This window comes from Microbacterium sp. JZ37 (genome assembly GCF_035188445.1).
In the GTDB taxonomy this organism is placed as follows: domain Bacteria; phylum Actinomycetota; class Actinomycetes; order Actinomycetales; family Microbacteriaceae; genus Microbacterium; species Microbacterium barkeri.
The window spans coordinates 1318423-1333066 of sequence record NZ_CP045253.1; the positions used below are offsets into that span (position 1 = coordinate 1318423).

Below are 14644 nucleotides of genomic sequence, written 5' to 3' on the forward strand. Positions count from 1 at the left end.
GAGGGCGCGACTAGACTTCTGCGGTGACTGTTCAGGGAATCGTCAGTGCTCTGGAACAGGACGGGTCCTTCCGCGACGCGCTCGCCGCGTCGGCCGTCGATGCGGATCTCTCGCTCGTCGACGGACTGGACGCCCCGATGCTCGCCGGCCTCCTCGAGCGCCGCCGTGCGAGCGGGCACGCCCCCGTCCTGCTCGTCGTCGCGCCCACCGGGCGGCGGGCGGAGGCGCTCGGCGCCGCGCTGTCGTCGGTGATGCCCGAGGCCGAGGTGCTCGACTTCCCCGCATGGGAGACGCTGCCGCACGAGCGGCTGAGCCCGAGCCCCGAGACCGTGGGCCGACGGCTCGAGACCCTCCGCCGCATCGCCGCCGCGCATGCCGGGCCGACCTCGCCGCTCATCGTGACGGCGTCGATCCGCGCCGCCATCCAGCCGATCGCGAGCGGACTCGGCGACGTGCACCCGATCGAGCTGCGCGCGGGAGGGCGCGGCCATGAGCTCGAGAGCGTCGTCGAGCGCCTCGTCGAGCTCGCGTACCACCGGGTCGACATGGTGTCGCGACGCGGCGAGTTCGCCGTCCGCGGCGGCATCCTCGACGTCTTCCCGCCGGTCGCCGATCACCCGTATCGCATCGAGTTCTTCGGCGACGAGGTCGACCAGATCCGCGCCTTCTCCGTCGCCGACCAGCGTTCGCTCCCCGGCGATGTCGAGGCCGTCTCGCTCGTGCCGAGCCGCGAGCTCCTGCTGACGCCCGACATCCGCCAGCGCGCGCGCGAGCTGCAGCACGAGTACCCCGGCATCGCCCAGATGCTCGAGCGGATGGGCGAGGGCATCCCGGTCGAGGGCATGGAGTCGCTCATGCCGGTCCTCGCGGGGCCGCTCGTGTCGCTTCCGACGTACCTTCCCCGTGGCGCGGCGGTCGCGCTCGTCGATCCCGAGCGCGCGGTGTCGCGGTCCATCACCCTCGGCGAGACGAACCGCGAGTTCCTCGAGGCGGCGTGGAGCGCCGCGACGAGCGGAGCGAGCGCGCCCATCAACCTCGACGCGGGCGACTTCCTCACCCTCGCCCAGCTGCGCGACGACGTGCGAGCGGTCGGCGGCGTGTGGTGGACCCTGAGCCCCTTCGACTCGGGAGCGGCCGAGATCGCGGCCGAGCTCGCCGAGCACGACGACCTCGACGCCGTGCCCGACGCGCGAGACGCGATCCGCGTGCGCGCCTCCGCGACGCCGACCTTCCAGGGCAACGTCGAGGGCGCCACCGCGCACATCGGGCAGCTCCTGCACGACGGCTGGTCGGTGGTCGTCGCGGCGTCGGGCATCGGCCTCGTGGAACGGGCACGCGACGTGCTGTCGGAGCGCGGGCTCGCGGCGCGCATCGTCGACAGCCTCGTCGAGGCGCCGGAGCCGGGGGTCGCGACCCTCGTGCAGGCCGCGATCGAGCGCGGCTTCACGGTCGAGGGCGTGAAGCTCGCCCTCTTCACCGAGAACGAGTTCTACGGCAGGGCGATCGGCGGCGACACGCGCGCGGTCAAGAAGCTCGCGTCGCGGCGGAAGAACGTCGTCGACCCCCTTCAGCTGAAGCCGGGCGAGATCGTCGTGCACGCGACGCACGGCATCGGCCGATTCGTCGAGATGACCCAGCGCGAGGTCTCCAGCGGCGGCCGCAACGCGACGAAGACGACGCGCGACTACCTCGTGCTCGAGTACGCGCCGTCGAAGCGCGGGTATCCGGGCGACAAGCTGTACGTGCCGACGGACCAGCTCGACCTGCTCTCGAAGTACGTCGGCGGCGAGGCCCCGACGCTGTCGAAGATGGGCGGGAGCGACTGGGCGCAGGCGAAGAGCCGCGCGCGCAAGGCGGTCCGCGACATCGCCGTCGAGCTCGTCAAGCTGTACTCGGCGCGGATGGCGGCGAAGGGCCACGCCTTCGGGCCGGACACCCCGTGGCAGCGCGAGCTCGAGGAGGCCTTCCCCTTCGCGGAGACCCCCGATCAGCTGCAGACGATCGAGGAGGTCAAGCGCGACATGGAGCGCCCGATCCCGATGGACCGCCTGCTCTCGGGCGACGTCGGGTTCGGCAAGACCGAGGTCGCCGTGCGCGCCGCGTTCAAGGCGATCCAGGACGGCAAGCAGGTCGCGATGCTCGTCCCGACCACGCTGCTCGTGAAGCAGCACCTCGAGACCTTCCAGGACCGGTTCGCGGGCTTCCCCGTGAAGGTGCGCGCGCTGTCGCGCTTCCAGACCGACAAGGAGGCGCGCGAGACCATCCAGGGCCTGTCGGACGGGTCCATCGACATGGTGATCGGCACGCACCGCATCCTCACCGAGCAGGTGCGCTTCAAGGACCTGGGTCTGCTCATCGTCGACGAGGAGCAGCGCTTCGGCGTCGAGCACAAGGACGCCCTCAAGAAGCTCAAGACGAACGTCGACATCCTCGCGATGAGCGCGACCCCGATCCCGCGCACGCTCGAGATGGCGGTCACCGGCATCCGGGAGATGTCCACGCTCGCGACGCCGCCCGAGGATCGCCACCCGATCCTGTCGTACGTCGGCCCGCACAACGACAAGCAGATCGCCGCGGCCATCCGACGCGAGCTGCTGCGCGAGGGGCAGGTGTTCTTCGTGCACAACCGGGTCACGACGATCCAGAAGGTCGCCTCGCATCTCGCCGAGCTCGTTCCCGACGCCCGCATCGCGGTCGCGCACGGCAAGATGAGCGAGAACCAGCTCGAGCAGGTCGTCGATGACTTCTGGGAGCGCAAGTTCGACGTGCTCGTCTGCACGACCATCATCGAGACCGGCATCGACATCGCGAACGCGAACACGATCATCATCGACCGCGCCGACAAGTACGGGCTCGCGCAGCTGCACCAGCTGCGGGGTCGCGTCGGCCGCGGCCGCGAGCGCGCCTACGCGTACTTCGTGTACGACGAGGGCAAGCCGCTCTCCGAGACCGCGGCCGACCGCCTCGAGACGATCGCGGTGCACAACGATCTCGGCAGCGGCATCCAGGTCGCCATGAAGGATCTCGAGCTGCGCGGCGCCGGCAACCTCCTCGGCGCCGAGCAGGCCGGCCACATCGCGGGCGTCGGCTTCGACCTCTACCTGCGCATGATCGGCGAGGCCGTCGCGACGTTCCGGGGAGAGGAGACCGAGGGGCCGACCGAGCTGCGACTCGAGCTGCCCGTCGAGGCGCGCCTGCCGGAGAGCTACATCGACAGCGAGCGGCTGCGGCTCGAGGCGTACCAGAAGCTGTCGGCGGCCGCGTCGGCGACGGCGAAGGACGACGCCATCGACCTCGTCGTGGAGGAGCTCGTCGACCGCTACGGCGCGCCGCCGCCCGAGGTCGACGGCCTCATCGCCGTCGCGCGCCTGCGCCGCCGCGCGGCTCAGGCCGGTCTCGCCGATGTCGTCGCGATGGGGCGCAATCTGCGCATCGCGCCGGCGAACCTGCCCGATTCGATGAAGGTCCGGCTGCAGCGCCTGCACCCGGGCGCGAAGATCCTGAGCGGGGGAGAGGCCATGGTCGTCCCCCTTCCGCAGGCGGGCGGCGAGCCGCTCGGCGACGCCGAGCTCATCGCCTGGGTCGGGCAGCTGCTCGACTCGCTCTTCCCTGCGCCGAAGAAGGACGCTCCGGCCGAGTGACGTAGGGTGGGAGGCGGTGTGCCGGGAAGTCTGGTCGGCGGCGGGCGCTGATCGCGCCCGGTCCCCGGTCGGTCCTGAAAGGATCCCATGCTCAAGCTCCTGCGCTCCGAGCGCTTCCCCGCCTTCCTCCTCCTCGGCGCCGCGATCGTCGGCCTCGTCGTCGCGAACAGCCCGGTCGGCCCCGCGGTGCTCGATTTCAGCCACCTCCATCTCGCGGTGCCGGGAACGCCGCTCGACCTCTCGATCTCGCACTGGGTCGCCGACCTGCTGCTCGCGGTGTTCTTCTTCGGGGTCGCGATCGAGCTGCAGTACGAGCTCACGAACGGCCAGCTGAACACCGTCGGCAAGGCGCTCAAGCCCGCCATCGCTGCGGCCGGCGGTGTGATCGTGCCGATCGTCATCTATCTCGTCATCGCCTGGGATCCGGCCACGCGCGACGGATGGCCCATCCCGACCGCGACCGACATCGCGTTCGCGCTCGGCGTCCTCGCGATGTTCGGCAAGGGCCTGCCGTCGAAGGTGCGCGTGTTCCTCCTCGCGCTCGCGATCATCGACGACATCGTCGGCATCGTCTTCATCGCGGTGCTCTTCGCGACCGACATCGACTTCGGAAGCCTCGCGATCGGCGCGGTGCTGATCGTCGCCTTCGGCGCGCTGAGCCGCTTCGTGTCCGACCGCAACAAGTTCATCGTCGTGCCGCTCATGGTGGTCATCGCGCTCGTCGCGTGGGCCTTCGTGTTCGAGGGCGGCATCCACGCGACCATCGCGGGCGTGCTGCTCGGTCTCGCCATCCGCCAGGGCGAGGGCATGCACGCGCGTCACGTCCTCGAGCCGTGGATCAACGGCCTCATCCTGCCGGTCTTCGCGTTCTTCTCGGCGCTCGTGGTCATCCCGCAGGTCTCCCCGAGTGAGCTCTCGCCGGCTCTGTGGGCCATCCTCATCGCGCTCCCGGTCGGCAAGATCATCGGCATCACGATCTTCGGCGGGGTCGCCATGGCCGTCCGCCCGAAGGGGACCGAGCCCGAGATCCGCCTGCCCGATCTCATCGCGGCGGGCACCCTCGGCGGCATCGGGTTCACGGTGTCGCTGCTGCTGTCGAACCTCGCGTTCGCCGACGACGCCCTCCTCCGCGACGAGGCCATCCTCGGGGTGCTCGGCGGGTCGATGATCGCGCTCGCGCTGTCTGCCGTGCTCGTGTCGCTGCGCGCGCGGCACCATCGGCGTCTCGCCGCGTCGACGTCGGCGTGATGCGGCAGGATGTCCGGATGAGCGGATCGGGGAACGAGCTGGGGCGCGCGGCCGACGTCATGCGCGACGTGCACGAGCGGTGCGTGTGGACGCAGGGCATGACGCATGAGGCGCTCGTGCCCTACCTCGTCGAGGAGTCGGCGGAGGTCGTCGACGCGGTCGAGAGCGGCGACCGCGCGGCCCTGCGCGAGGAGCTCGGCGACCTGCTGTGGCAGGTGCTCTTCCACGCCGAGGTCGCCTCGCACCATCCCGATGAGCCGTTCGGGATCGACGACGTCGCGCGGGGGCTGGCCGACAAGATGATCCGCCGCCATCCGCACGTGTTCGCGGGCGAGACGGCGGAGACGCCCGAGCGCGTGCTCGAGCTGTGGAACGCCGCCAAGGCAGCCGAGAAGCGCGAGCGCACCTCGGTGCTCGACGGCGTGTCGCACGCGATGCCCGCACTCGCGCTCGCGCAGAAGGTCCTCGCGAAGGCCGAGCTGGTCGGCGTGGGGCTCGAGCTCGCCGAGGAGGTCGCCGCGGCCGAGGCCATCGCGGAGGACGATCCCGACATGCTGCCGGCGACCGAGGAGGAGCTCGGCGCCACCCTCCTCGGAGTCGTGGCGATCGCCCGCGCCCGCGGCTGGGACGCCGAGCGCGCGCTGCGCTCGGCCGTCCGCGCTCTCGAGACGGAGGTCCGAGACGCCGAGAGCGGCTGACCCGTCGTGGGAGAATGGGGGAGCTATGGCTTCCGTGAACCCGCCGCGCGGCATGCGCGACTTCCTCCCCGCTGACAAGGCCCGTCGCGAGCGCGTGCTCGCCGTCATCCGCGAGCGCTACCGCGCGCACGGGTTCGACGAGATCGAGACGCCCGTCATGGAGGAGTACGACCGGCTGCACGCCGGGGTGGGCGGCGACAACGAGAAGCTCGCGTTCAATATCCTGCGCCGCGGCCTCGACGCCGACGGCGTCCGCGCGGCGGCCGACGATCCGGCCCAGCTGAGCGACCTCGGGCTGCGCTACGACCTCACGGTTCCGCTCGCGCGCTTCTACGCGTCGCACCGGGGCGAGCTGCCGGCGGTCTTCCGCTCGGTGCAGATCGCGCCGGTGTGGCGTGCCGAGCGGCCCCAGAAGGGCCGATACCGCCAGTTCATGCAGTGCGACATCGACATCATGGGCGACGCCTCGGCGCGCGCGGAGGCCGAGCTCATCACCGCGACGCTCGACACGCTCGACGCGCTCGGGCTCGAGGGCGCGAGCGTGCGCATCAACGACCGCCGGGCACTGGACGCCATGCTCGACCTCTTCGGCTTCCCCGTCGAGGAGCGCCCGGGCGTCCTCATCACGATCGACAAGCTCGACAAGATCGGCGCCGACGGCGTCGTGGCCGAGCTGCGCGAGCGCGGGGCGTCCGACGAGGCGGCCGACGCGCTCGCGTCCTTCCTCGATCAGGTCGCGCAGCGCGCGCGCGAGCCCTTCGGCGAGGCCCAGATCCGCGGGGCTCTGCCCGAGGGCGTCGACGACGCGATCATCGCGCACCTCGTCGGCATCGGAGAAGCCGTGGGCGCGGCCCGCGGCGCCGACGCCGTCGGCGCCGAGCTGCCCCTCGCGTTCGATCCGTTCCTCGTCCGCGGCATGGGGTACTACACGGGGACGATCTTCGAGATCGCCCACCCGTCGGTGTCGTACTCGCTCGGCGGAGGCGGCCGCTACGACGGCATGATCGGCCGCTTCCTCGGGCAGGACGTGCCGGCGGTCGGGTTCTCGATCGGCTTCGAGCGGATCGTCGACCTCGTCTCGCTCGCCGAGGCGGCAGCCGCCGAGGCGGTCGTGCTCGTGCACGATCGCGACGTCCCGGTCGCCGAGCTGCTCGCCCTCAAGGCGGCGCTCGTCGCGGAGGGCTCGCGCGTGCGCCTCGAGCAGCGGACGAAGAACCTCAAGGGTCTGCTCGAGCGCGCCTCCGCCGACGGCTACACGGCCTTCGCGACGGTGTCGGCGGGAGCCGAGCGCGACGATCTCGAGCTCAAGCCCCTCTCCTGACGCCTATTCCGCCGACGCCCGGCGCTCGGCCACGAGGCGGATGAGACGGTACGCCGCACCCGCGAGCACGACGACGACGCCCGCGACGACGCTCTGCCAGGGCAGGGTGAACGCCAGGACGACGCAGCCTGCCGCCCCCACGGCCTGCAGCCAGCGGGGATAGCGGCGCACCGCGCTGCCCTGTCGCCAGGCCGCGAGGTTCGCGACGAGGTAGTAGAGGAGCACGCCGAACGACGAGAAGCCGATCGCGCCGCGGAGGTCCGCGAACGCGACGATCCCGATCACGACGAGCGCGATCACGGCCTCGGCGCGGTGCGGCACGCGCGTGCGCGGATGGATGGCGGAGAGGAAGCGGGGGAGGTCGTCCTCTCGCGCCATCGCGAGGGTCGTGCGCCCGATCCCGGCGATGAGCGCGAGGAGGGCGCCGAGCGCGGCCGCCGCTGCGCCCACCCGCACGACCGGCTGCGCCGCGTCCCACCCCGCGGCGGCGACCACGTCGGCGAGCGGCGCGGGGGAGGCGGCGAGTGCCTCGACGCCGAGCGCGCGCAGCGAGGCGAGGGCGATGACCGCGTACACGGCGATCGCGAGGCCCAGGGCGAGCGGGATGGCCCGGGGGATCGTGCGCGCGGGATCGCGCACCTCCTCGCCCATCGTGGCGATGCGCGCGTACCCCGCGAAGGCGAAGAAGAGCAGGCCAGCCGCCTGAAGCACGCCGTACGCCCCGACCCCGGGCGGCGTCTGCGCGCCGCCGGGGGCCGCGGGGGCGGCCCATCCGGCCGCGACGACGACCGCGAGGCACACGAGCACGACCGCGACGATGATCTTCGTCGCGAGCGCCGTGCGGGTCACGCCGAGCAGGTTGATCCCGGCAAGAAGGGCGACGGCGAGCCCGGCCACGGGCCGCTCCCAGCCGGCGGGAGCCGCGTACGCCGCGAACGTCAGCGCCATCGCCGCGCAGCTCGCGATCTTGCCGATGACGAAGCACCATCCGGCCAGGTAGCCCCACCACGCGCCGAGCTCGGCGCGGCCGTACGCGTACGTGCCTCCCGCCACGGGGTGGACGGCCGCGAGCTGCGCGGACGACGTCGCGTTGCAGAACGCCACGACCGCGGCGATCGCCAGCCCCGCGAGCAGCCACGGGCCCGCGGCGGCCGCGGCGGGGGCGAAGACCGCGAAGACCCCGGCCCCGATCATCGATCCGAGGCCGATCGCGACGGCGTCGCCGACGCCGAGTCGTCGTGCGAGCGCGGGAGGGGGCGTCATGCGCCGCAGTATATGAGGCGCGGGTGGCGGCGAGACGACGCGCACGGTGCGCGCGCCTGAAGTTCTAGTCCTGCTAGAATAAATGCATGCTCATCCGCATCGACCCGACGCGCGAGGAGCCGGTCTTCACGCAGATCGCGGCGTCCATCCGCTCGGATGCCGCCGCCGGTCGCACGCGTCCCGGAGACCGGCTCCCGGCCGCGAAGGAGGTGGCGGCGTCGCTCGGGGTGAACCTGCACACCGTGCTCCACGCGTACCGCCAGCTGCGCGACGAGGGGCTCGTCTCGATGCGGCCCGGGCGCGGCGCCGTGGTGACCGAGGCGGCGGCTCCGCTCGCGGCGCTGGATGCCGACATCCGAGCGCTCGTGCGTCGGGCGACCGAGCACGGCGTATCCCGCGAGACGCTCGCGGCCGCCGTGCGCGCGGCCGAGCTCTGAACCGACCGAACCCTCGAGGAGGAGACGATGACCGCATCGCAGCACACCGGCGCGGAGGAGGCGCTCCGCCGTTTCCGCTGGGTGGGCCTCTACGTCCCGCTCGCCGTGCACCTCGCGCTCGCTCTCGTGCAGCTCGCGCAGGTGCCCGCGCTGCCTGACCCGGCCGCGATCCACTGGGGAGCCGCTGGTGGCCCCGACGGGTTCGGGCCGGCGTGGACCCTCCCGCTGCTGACCGCGCTAGTCGGGGGAGGGACGACGCTCCTCGTCGCGGGGCTCGCGCTCGTCGGAGCGCGCGGGGGCGCGAGCGGACGCACTCGCCGACACGGGCAGCGCATGTCCCTGCGCATGCTCGCCGCCGTCATCTGGTGGGAGGTCGGACTGCTCGGCGTCGGGCTCTCCGCGAGCGTCTTCGCCCAGGTCGGTCTGGACGACGCGCGGGACGCGCCTCCGGTCGGATGGGGGATGGCCGCGGGCTTCGCGGTCGGGGTCGCGCTCGGCATCGCGGCCTGGCTCGTCACGATCGACCCTCCGCACGAGGAGGGCGAGAGGCCTCGTCCGGTCGCGCTCGCGACGCACGAGCGCGCGGTCTGGGCGCGCACCGCCTCGATGGCGCCCGCCGGCATCGCGCTCCTCGCGGTCTCCGCCGCGGCCGTCATCGCGATCGCGCTCGTGACCGCCTCCCTCGATCTCGCACAGCGCGGCGCGCTCTCGGGCGGCACCTGGATCACGATCGCCGCGGCGGCGCTCGTGACGTTCCTCGTCGGCGTCGGGTGCGTCTTCCGCGTGCGGGTCGACGAGGCCGGGCTGACGGTGCGCGCGCCGATCGGCTGGCCCCGCGTGCGCATCTCCGCGTCCGACATCCGCGCGGTCGAGGTCGTCCTGGTGAACCCGATGGCCGAGTACGGCGGGTGGGGCTGGCGCTATGCGGTCGGCAGCGGCTGGGGCGTCGTGCTGCGCGCCGGCGAGGCGCTGCGGGTCACACGGGCGAACGGCAAGGCGTTCACCGTCACCGTCGACGACGCCGACACGGCCGCGGCGCTGCTCGCCGGGTTCGCCGAGCGCGCGAGGGCGTGACGTCGCGCCCGCGCGCGCCCGTTACGATTCTGTGGACGGCGCGACGCCGCACCCGACCTCCGGCACGGCGCCGGACCCCTCACCCGAAGGACCCGATCCATGCGACTCTCCTCGTTCTCCCGCCGTGGCCTCGGCGCCGCAGGTCTCGCCGCAGGCGCGGCGCTCGTCCTCGCCGGCTGCTCGTCGGACGGCGGCGGATCGGAAGGCGGTGGGGAGGAATCGCTGTCGATCGGCATCAGCCAGCTCGTGCAGCACCCCGCGCTCGACGCGGCGACCGAGGGCTTCAAGCAGGCCTTCGCCGACGCCGGATACGTCGAGGGCGAGACGGTCGAGTTCGACGAGCAGAACGCGCAGGGCGAGCAGGCGAACGCCGTCACCATCGCGCAGAACTTCGCCTCGAGCGACCTCGACCTCGTCCTCGCGGTCGCGACCCCCGCTGCGCAGGCGGCCGCTCAGGCCATCCTCGACACCCCGGTGCTCTTCACGGCGGTCACGGACGCCGTCTCGGCCGAGCTCGTCGACTCCAACGAGGAGCCGGGAGCCAACATCACCGGCACGAGCGACGCCGCGCCCATGGCCGAGCAGTTCGAGCTGCTCCGGCAGCTCGTGCCCGACGCCGCCACCGTCGGCATCGTCTACAGCTCGGGCGAGGTGAACTCGGAGGTCCAGGTCGCCGCGGCCGAGGAGGTCGCCGACGAGCTCGGCATCGAGATCGTCACGCAGACGGTGACCACCGCGAACGACATCGCGCAGGCCACGGAGGCGCTCGGCGACGTCGACGCGATCTACGTGCCCACCGACAACATGGTCGTCGCAGGACTCGCCTCGCTCGTCCAGGTCGCCGAGACCCAGAAGACGCCGGTCGTCGCCGCCGAGGCGGGCACGGTCGAGAGCGGCGCGATCGCGACGATCGGCATCGACTACACCGAGCTCGGCCGCCAGACCGGCGAGATGGCGCTGCGCATCCTCGAGGAGGACGCCGACCCCGCGACCATGCCCGTGGAGACGGCCAGCGAGTTCACCTACGTCGTCAACCCGGGTGCGGCCGAGCGCATGGGCGTGGAGATCCCCGCGGAGATCCTCGACCAGGCCGAGACCGTCGAGTAGAAGCCGGCAGGGAGGACGCGCATGATCGGCGCGATCGAGCTCGGCCTCGTCTACGGGGTCATGGCGCTGGGCGTGTACCTCACGTTCCGCGTCCTGAACTTCCCCGACCTGACGGTCGACGGCAGCTTCACGACGGGCGCGGCGGTCGCCGCGGCGATGATCACGACGGGGCAGAACCCCGTCGTCGCGACCCTCACCGGCGCCGCGGCGGGCGTCGTCGCGGGAGCCGTGACCGGCGTCCTGCACACGAAGGGCCGCATCGACGGCCTGCTCGCCGGCATCCTCACCATGATCGCGCTGTGGTCGATCAACCTGCGGATCATGGGCACGGCCAAGGAGGACGCCACCGTCGCGGCCAACCTGCCGCTCCTGCGCGCCGACACGCTGTTCACCCCGCTGCGCGACGCCGACCTGCTCGGCACGTGGGGCGGCGTCGCGATCATCCTCGTCGGCGTCGTCGTGCTGAAGCTCGCGGTCGACTGGTTCCTCTCGACCAACCTCGGGCTGGCGATCCAGGCCACCGGCGACAACGGGCCGATGATCCGCAGCTTCGGCGTCTCGACCGATCGCACGACCATCCTCACGCTCGCGATCTCGAACGGCTTCGTCGCGCTCTGCGGCGCGCTCGTCGCGCAGTACCAGGGCTTCTCCGACATCAGCATGGGCATCGGCCTGATCCTCGTCGGGCTCGCGTCGGTCATCCTCGGACAGGCCGTGTTCGGCCAGCGCTTCATCTGGCTCGCGAGCCTCGCCGTCGTGCTGGGCGCCGTGCTCTACCGGCTCATCATCTTCTTCGCGATGCGGGCGGGCCTCGACCCCAACGACATGAAGCTCGTCACCGCCGTGCTCGTCGTGCTCGCGCTGCTGCTGCCGCGCTGGGGCTTCCTCAAGCGCATCCCCTCGCTCCGCGGCCGCGGCGGACGCGTCGCGCCGCGCGAGCCCGAGCCCGCCGTCCCGGCGCCCGCGGGCGCCGAGAGAGGGAGGTGACCGCCATGCTCGTCATGGACGGCATCGTCAAGACGTTCTTCCCCGGCACGGTCAACGAGCGCCGCGCGCTCGCCGGGCTCAGCCTCACGCTCGACGAGGGCGACTTCGTCACGGTCATCGGGTCGAACGGCGCGGGCAAGTCCACGCTGCTCAACTCGATCTCGGGGCGGATCGCCGTCGACGGCGGCACGATCTCGATCGACGGACGCCGCGTCAACCGGCTCCGCGAGTTCCAGCGAGCGCGGTACGTCGGCCGGGTCTTCCAGGACCCGATGGCGGGCACGGCGCCGAACCTCACGATCGAGCAGAACCTCGCCCTCGCCGCGCGCCGCGGCAGGCCGCGCGGCCTCGGCCGCGGGCTCACCCGGAAGCAGCGCGAGCGCTTCCGCGAGGAGCTGCGCGTGCTGGAGCTCGGCCTCGAGGACCGACTCCACGCGAAGGTCGGGCTCCTCTCGGGAGGCCAGCGCCAGGCGCTCTCGCTGCTCATGGCCGGCTTCACCCAGCCGCGCATCCTGCTCCTCGACGAGCACACGGCGGCGCTCGACCCGCAGCGCGCGGACCTCGTGACGCGGCTCACGCAGCGGATCGTCGAGCAGGGCGGCCTCACGACGCTCATGGTCACGCACAACATGGAGCAGGCGCTCGCCCTCGGCAACCGGCTCATCATGATGCACGAGGGGCGCATCGTCTTCGAGGCGACCGAGGAGCGCAAGCGCAAGCTGACGGTTCCCGATCTCCTGGCCGAGTTCCAGAAGATCAAGGGCGCGACCCTCGACGACCGGGCCCTTCTGGGCTGAGAATCGGGGCATGACCGCTTCGCATCCCGACACCTGGGCCGCCGTCGACCGCTACCTCGCCGAGACCCTCGTCGGGAGCGACCCCGCGCTCGACGCCACGCTCGCGTCGCAGGATCGCGCGCATCTTCGGCCCATCGAGGTCGCGCCCGTCGCGGGCAAGCTGCTCCATCTGCTCGTGCGGATCTCCCGTGCGCGGCGGGTGCTCGAGATCGGCACGCTCGCCGGCTACTCCGCGATCTGGATGGCCAGGGCGCTGCCCGCGGACGGGCGGCTGATCTCGATCGAGGCTGAGCCGGCGAACGCCGCGCTCGCGCGGGAGAACGTCGACGCCGCCGGGGTGGGGGAGCGCGTGGACATCCGCATCGGCCGCGCCGCCGACGTGCTGCCCGGTCTCGCCGACGAGGCGCCGTTCGACCTCGTCTTCATCGACGCCGACAAGGAGTCGAACACCGTCTACCTCGACTGGGCGGCGCGGCTCTCGCAGCCCGGCGCGGTCATCGTGGTCGACAACATCGGGCGCAGCGGCGAGGTGGCGAACGCCGACACGGACGACCCTCAGATCCAGGGCGTGCGCGCCGGCCTGGCCATGCTGGGCGAGGACCCCCGCTTCGATGCGACCGGCCTGCAGACGGTCGGCGTGAAGGGCTGGGACGGCCTCGCGATCGCCGTGCGCGTCTGACCGGTCAGGCCCGACCGCGCGTCGGCAATAGACTGGCCAGCGGATCGACGTCGCTCCCCGCATCACCCACCGACAAGGAGTACTTCCGTGGCACTGATTGAGGCTGTAGGCGCTCGCGAGATTCTCGACTCGCGAGGCAACCCGACCGTCGAGGTGGAGGTGCTGCTGGACGATGGCATCGTGCAGCGCGCGGCTGTCCCCTCCGGCGCGTCGACCGGCGCCTTCGAGGCATACGAGCTGCGTGACGGCGACAAGGGCCGCTACGCCGGAAAGGGCGTCCAGAAGGCCGTCGACGCCGTCATCGACGAGCTCGGCCCGGCCATCGAGGGCCTCGACGCCAGCGAGCAGCGCGTCATCGACCAGGCGCTCATCGAGGTCGACGGCACCGAGAACAAGAAGCGCGTGGGCGCGAACGCCATCCTCGGCGTGAGCCTCGCGGTCGCCAAGGCCGCCGCCGACAGCGCTGACCTGCCGCTGTTCCGCTACGTGGGCGGCCCCAACGCCCACGTGCTGCCCGTTCCCGCGCTCAACGTGATCAACGGCGGCGCGCACGCCGACACGGGCGTCGACATGCAGGAGTTCTTCCTCGTGCCGCTCGGCGCGGAGACCTTCAGCGAGTCGCTGCGCTGGGGCACGGAGACCTACCACGTGCTCAAGAGCGAGCTCAAGGCCGGCGGCTACGCCACGGGCCTCGGCGACGAGGGCGGCTTCGCCCCCGACCTCCCGAGCAACCGCGGTGCGCTCGACTTCCTCATGGCCGCGATCGAGAAGGCCGGCTTCACGCCGGGCAAGGACATCGCCGTCGGCCTCGACGTCGCGTCGACCGAGTTCTTCAAGGACGGCGTCTACCACTTCGAGGGCAAGCAGCTCACGGCCGAGGAGCTCACGTCGTACTACGAGGACCTCCTCGCGAACTTCCCGCTCGTCACGATCGAGGACGCCCTCGCCGAGGACGACTGGGAAGGCTGGAAGGCCCTCACCGACCGCATCGGCGGCAAGGTCCAGCTCGTCGGCGACGACCTCTTCGTGACCAACCCGCAGCGTCTCTCGGACGGCATCGCCAAGGGCGTCGCGAACTCGCTGCTCGTCAAGGTCAACCAGATCGGCACGCTCACCGAGACGCTCGACGCGGTCGCGCTCGCGCAGAGCAACGGCTACACCGCGATGATGTCGCACCGCTCGGGCGAGACCGAGGACACGACGATCGCCGACCTCGCGGTCGCCGTCAACTGCGGTCAGATCAAGTCCGGCGCGCCCGCTCGCAGCGACCGTGTCGCGAAGTACAATCAGCTTCTGCGCATCGAGGAGGAGCTGGGTGCCGGAGCGAAGTTCGCCGGCCGCAGCGCCTTCCCGCGCTTCACGGCGTAAGCAGGGGCGAGAGCCCCGCTCGGA

12 protein-coding genes are annotated in these 14644 nt (G+C 72.1%); 11 read left to right on the plus strand and 1 reads right to left on the minus strand.

Features of this window, described 5'->3' with window-relative positions:
* Window positions 1-23 precede the first annotated feature (23 nt).
* The 4 genes from mfd to hisS all read left to right on the plus strand — a co-directional run bounded on the left by mfd (window position 24) and on the right by hisS (window position 6908).
* Entirely contained in the window at window positions 24-3641 is a 3618-nt protein-coding gene (gene mfd, locus GC092_RS05815) for a transcription-repair coupling factor (protein WP_324014399.1), read from the plus strand.
* An 87-nt stretch (window positions 3642-3728) separates the two neighbouring features.
* Entirely contained in the window at window positions 3729-4889 is a 1161-nt protein-coding gene (locus GC092_RS05820; RefSeq protein WP_282979611.1) for a Na+/H+ antiporter NhaA, read from the plus strand.
* A 17-nt stretch (window positions 4890-4906) separates the two neighbouring features.
* A complete protein-coding gene (locus GC092_RS05825; RefSeq protein WP_324014400.1) occupies window positions 4907-5587 on the plus strand; it encodes a nucleoside triphosphate pyrophosphohydrolase in 681 nt (226 codons plus the stop codon).
* A gap of 25 nt (window positions 5588-5612) precedes the next feature.
* Window positions 5613-6908: a histidine--tRNA ligase gene (gene hisS, locus GC092_RS05830; RefSeq protein WP_324014401.1), complete on the plus strand. Its 1296-nt coding sequence runs from the start codon at window positions 5613-5615 to the stop codon at window positions 6906-6908.
* A 3-nt stretch (window positions 6909-6911) separates the two neighbouring features.
* Here hisS and GC092_RS05835 read toward each other — a convergent pair whose 3' ends face one another.
* Window positions 6912-8171, minus strand: a complete 1260-nt coding sequence (locus tag GC092_RS05835; protein ID WP_324014402.1) for an APC family permease — start codon at window positions 8169-8171, stop codon at window positions 6912-6914.
* Window positions 8172-8257: 86 nt separating this feature from the next.
* Here GC092_RS05835 and GC092_RS05840 point away from each other — a divergent pair, with 86 nt between their 5' ends.
* The 7 genes from GC092_RS05840 to eno all read left to right on the plus strand — a co-directional run bounded on the left by GC092_RS05840 (window position 8258) and on the right by eno (window position 14620).
* A complete protein-coding gene (locus GC092_RS05840) occupies window positions 8258-8608 on the plus strand; it encodes a GntR family transcriptional regulator (protein WP_271173795.1) in 351 nt (116 codons plus the stop codon).
* Between the two features lie 27 nt (window positions 8609-8635).
* Entirely contained in the window at window positions 8636-9682 is a 1047-nt protein-coding gene (locus GC092_RS05845; RefSeq protein ID WP_324014403.1) for a DUF1648 domain-containing protein, read from the plus strand.
* 99 nt (window positions 9683-9781) lie between these two features.
* The gene (locus GC092_RS05850) at window positions 9782-10789 is read left to right on the plus strand and encodes an ABC transporter substrate-binding protein (protein WP_282979597.1); all 1008 of its coding nucleotides are present in this window, start codon (window positions 9782-9784) and stop codon (window positions 10787-10789) included.
* Window positions 10790-10810: 21 nt separating this feature from the next.
* Window positions 10811-11776: an ABC transporter permease gene (locus tag GC092_RS05855; RefSeq protein ID WP_324014404.1), complete on the plus strand. Its 966-nt coding sequence runs from the start codon at window positions 10811-10813 to the stop codon at window positions 11774-11776.
* Between the two features lie 5 nt (window positions 11777-11781).
* Window positions 11782-12573 (plus strand): ABC transporter ATP-binding protein, encoded by a 792-nt coding sequence (locus GC092_RS05860; protein ID WP_324014405.1) that lies wholly within the window; start codon window positions 11782-11784, stop codon window positions 12571-12573.
* A gap of 10 nt (window positions 12574-12583) precedes the next feature.
* Window positions 12584-13252 carry an O-methyltransferase gene (locus tag GC092_RS05865; protein ID WP_324014406.1) on the plus strand — a complete coding sequence of 223 codons (669 nt, stop codon included), beginning with the start codon at window positions 12584-12586 and terminating at the stop codon, window positions 13250-13252.
* An 87-nt stretch (window positions 13253-13339) separates the two neighbouring features.
* Entirely contained in the window at window positions 13340-14620 is a 1281-nt protein-coding gene (gene eno, locus GC092_RS05870) for a phosphopyruvate hydratase (protein WP_271173789.1), read from the plus strand.
* Window positions 14621-14644: the final 24 nt, after the last annotated feature.

Coding starts and splice junctions, on each gene's coding strand:
- GC092_RS05820 (WP_282979611.1), top strand. CDS start 3,729: ATGCTCAAGCTCCTGCGCTCCGAGCGCTTCCCCGCCTTCCTCCTCCTC.
- GC092_RS05825 (WP_324014400.1), top strand. CDS start 4,907: ATGAGCGGATCGGGGAACGAGCTGGGGCGCGCGGCCGACGTCATGCGC.
- hisS (WP_324014401.1), top strand. CDS start 5,613: ATGGCTTCCGTGAACCCGCCGCGCGGCATGCGCGACTTCCTCCCCGCT.
- GC092_RS05835 (WP_324014402.1), bottom strand. CDS start 8,171: ATGACGCCCCCTCCCGCGCTCGCACGACGACTCGGCGTCGGCGACGCC.
- GC092_RS05840 (WP_271173795.1), top strand. CDS start 8,258: ATGCTCATCCGCATCGACCCGACGCGCGAGGAGCCGGTCTTCACGCAG.
- GC092_RS05845 (WP_324014403.1), top strand. CDS start 8,636: ATGACCGCATCGCAGCACACCGGCGCGGAGGAGGCGCTCCGCCGTTTC.
- GC092_RS05850 (WP_282979597.1), top strand. CDS start 9,782: ATGCGACTCTCCTCGTTCTCCCGCCGTGGCCTCGGCGCCGCAGGTCTC.
- GC092_RS05855 (WP_324014404.1), top strand. CDS start 10,811: ATGATCGGCGCGATCGAGCTCGGCCTCGTCTACGGGGTCATGGCGCTG.
- GC092_RS05860 (WP_324014405.1), top strand. CDS start 11,782: ATGCTCGTCATGGACGGCATCGTCAAGACGTTCTTCCCCGGCACGGTC.
- GC092_RS05865 (WP_324014406.1), top strand. CDS start 12,584: ATGACCGCTTCGCATCCCGACACCTGGGCCGCCGTCGACCGCTACCTC.